This is a genomic window from Catenibacterium sp., from assembly GCF_052354645.1.
GTDB classification, from domain to species: Bacteria; Bacillota_I; Bacilli_A; order Erysipelotrichales; family Coprobacillaceae; genus Catenibacterium; species Catenibacterium mitsuoka_A.
In genome coordinates, this window is record NZ_DAWDDM010000298.1 from 1 (window position 1) to 2,342 (window position 2,342).

General features: G+C 36.0%; 3 protein-coding genes. All 3 read right to left on the reverse strand.

Features of this window, described 5'->3' with window-relative positions:
- Window positions 1-357: 357 nt before the first annotated feature.
- Window positions 358-855: a hypothetical protein gene (locus tag ACT8VG_RS10220; RefSeq protein WP_444195800.1), complete on the reverse strand. Its 498-nt coding sequence runs from the start codon at window positions 853-855 to the stop codon at window positions 358-360.
- A gap of 488 nt (window positions 856-1,343) precedes the next feature.
- Window positions 1,344-1,577, reverse strand: a complete 234-nt coding sequence (locus tag ACT8VG_RS10225; protein ID WP_440258206.1) for a hypothetical protein — start codon at window positions 1,575-1,577, stop codon at window positions 1,344-1,346.
- The coding region (locus ACT8VG_RS10230) for a Cna B-type domain-containing protein (RefSeq protein ID WP_444195801.1) at window positions 1,564-2,342 on the reverse strand (779 nt) is incomplete at its 5' end. The genes ACT8VG_RS10225 and ACT8VG_RS10230, both read right to left, overlap by 14 nt.

The window sequence follows — 2,342 nt, forward strand, 5'->3', positions numbered from 1 at the left end:
GATATAAATATAGGGTTAGCTGCAATCCTTTGGCGTTAATTGAGACAATGGTTTCATTGCCATAAAAAGTTTTTAAGTATAGGAATATACATAAGGCATGTAACTTAGAGTCCCTTTAAATTACAAAGCATTAGCTTTGATTTGTATACTCTAAGCGACCTCTTATTGAAGTCCTATATATTTAGAACCTGCCACATTTGTGTGTGCAGAGAAGTCAGAGCTCAAAAAAATAAACAGCCAGGAATACTCCTGACTGTCTGTTTTTTATAATACCTAGCCTTTTAATTCTACTCTATCTTATGAAACGACAAGCCAAGCTTCTTCTTTGTTTCTTGCTTTCATTATTTTGTTTCCTTCTTATTTCCAACCATATACGTTTGCTACGATGTCTCCAATGCGACGTGTAATCTTAAGATTTTCTTTATAAGAAAGACCTATTTCACAATAATCACTTTCTGGGCGTACCACTCTAAACTCGAATACGGATGGGTTAACTGGGTTATCGTGTCCGAGCTGAGAAATTTTCATTCTTTCATCTTCAACAAAAATCTCAATAGCATCATCTCCGGAAAATAACGAAACAGCTTTTTTAATCGCTTCTCCAATATTTGAAGTTTCAAGGTCTGCATAAGCAGAATCGCAGCCATCCCATCTTTGAAGTACTCCGATAAGAAAAATGTCTTCCTCTAAGTCTATGTCTAAATTAGCGGCCTCGTCAGAAAGCGCGTTGCTGATATACTCATAAGTTTCATCCATTTTTTCTTCCTCTGTCTCTGATTCTGCGAAGAAGCCATCTTTTTCAAGTGCATTCATTTTACTGTATACATCGTTGTTCCAAATCATTCTTTTTTTCATTATTGTTTCCTCCTTGCCTATTGGCCTGCATTTTTTCTAGTAGCTTTAGACTATGTATTTATTTCCTCCAGTCCTCTGTCTACTAAAGATTATATGTCGGAAAATTTTGTAGATAAGAAATCTGCCACACAAAAAGACTATCCGAGGATGCAGCAATATTAAGTTAAGAACCGCTCAGACCATTTTCTATCTGGGCGGTTTCTTTTTGTCAATTGCCCACCACTTAAGCTAACGCTTTAAAGTAGGGCTTCTAGGAAGTCATAGACTCCCATTTAAGAAGTCTGGCGTTTGAGTTTCCACCTGAATACTCAGGCAACCCTTATTCTTACAGGCGTGTCCACATCGCCTCATTGAATCTTATAGCCTGAAATAGTTTGAATTGCAAGTATATCTTTATTCTTGAGTGACTGTATTTGATTTAAATACAAGTCTGGTATGACTATATTCTTATTCTTTTAGTGTGGCAGATCATCTTCTTTACCTATACCTCACCTGATGTCACCCACTTGGAGGACTGCCTGTATATCATATCCTTGTACATCTAAATAGCCATTATCAGAAGGAATATAGGTATCGAGGACAAGTTGTACACTCTGGTCATAAAGTCTCTTCAAGTTCTTTATTTCTTTATTTTGACGATACTTCTCATAACCAAACAAACAGCAAGACACTAGGATACATAAGCACCCTAGTGTCATAAATAAATGACTAATCTTTTTCATGTCTAAATAGACTTCCTAATACAATCAGGAATAATCCTGATACAGTCAATAATGTCAGCCAATGACTGAATCTTGTTGTATCCCCTGTTTTAACACGAGGATCTTTCTTAGGTGTGTCTGTACTTGTATTAGTAATAATATATTCAGTCTTAGAATCATTGCATATCGAAGTAATAATACCTTTATAGCCTTTGACACGCTTCTCTTTAATACTGTAATTCATAACCTGTTCACTCTTCCATGAATAAGCATAATTATGTGCAGCATCCAGTGTGATTGTCTTGATATAAGTAGACCCATCATAAAGCTCTACATAAATCTTTTCAGGATGCTTTGACCCATTATCAATCCAGTACTTCACGATTTTATATTCATGAGAGGGATTCTTAGAATACTTTGTGAAGTCAATGGACACATCATAACTTGTCTCCTGTGGTAAAGAAATCAAGTAAGGTAAATAGGTATATGTTGTTCCGTTTAATTCTAAGTTATCCGTCGTAATAAGATAGAGTCCTGTTTTTAGATCTGTATAAGTAAGCGTAGAAGATGTTGCCCTCTTAGTGAGTCCTTCTTGGCTGGCTGCATATCCCTTTAATGTGACAGCAGCATTTTTAAGCTGCTCACTTGTTTCTAATTGATTCAGTTGAATGTTTGTATTTGTTTCTGCTTCCTTAAAAGCATCGGTGTAATGATAACTGCCATCATCCAAAACTCTCGCTACACGATATAAATGAACATTTAACCCTGAAATGCACTCATTAAGCG

What these genes read in the sequence shown, in the direction of transcription:
- ACT8VG_RS10220 (WP_444195800.1), bottom strand. Translation starts at nt 855, where the DNA reads ATGAAAAAAAGAATGATTTGGAACAACGATGTATACAGTAAAATGAAT.
- ACT8VG_RS10225 (WP_440258206.1), bottom strand. Translation starts at nt 1,577, where the DNA reads ATGAAAAAGATTAGTCATTTATTTATGACACTAGGGTGCTTATGTATC.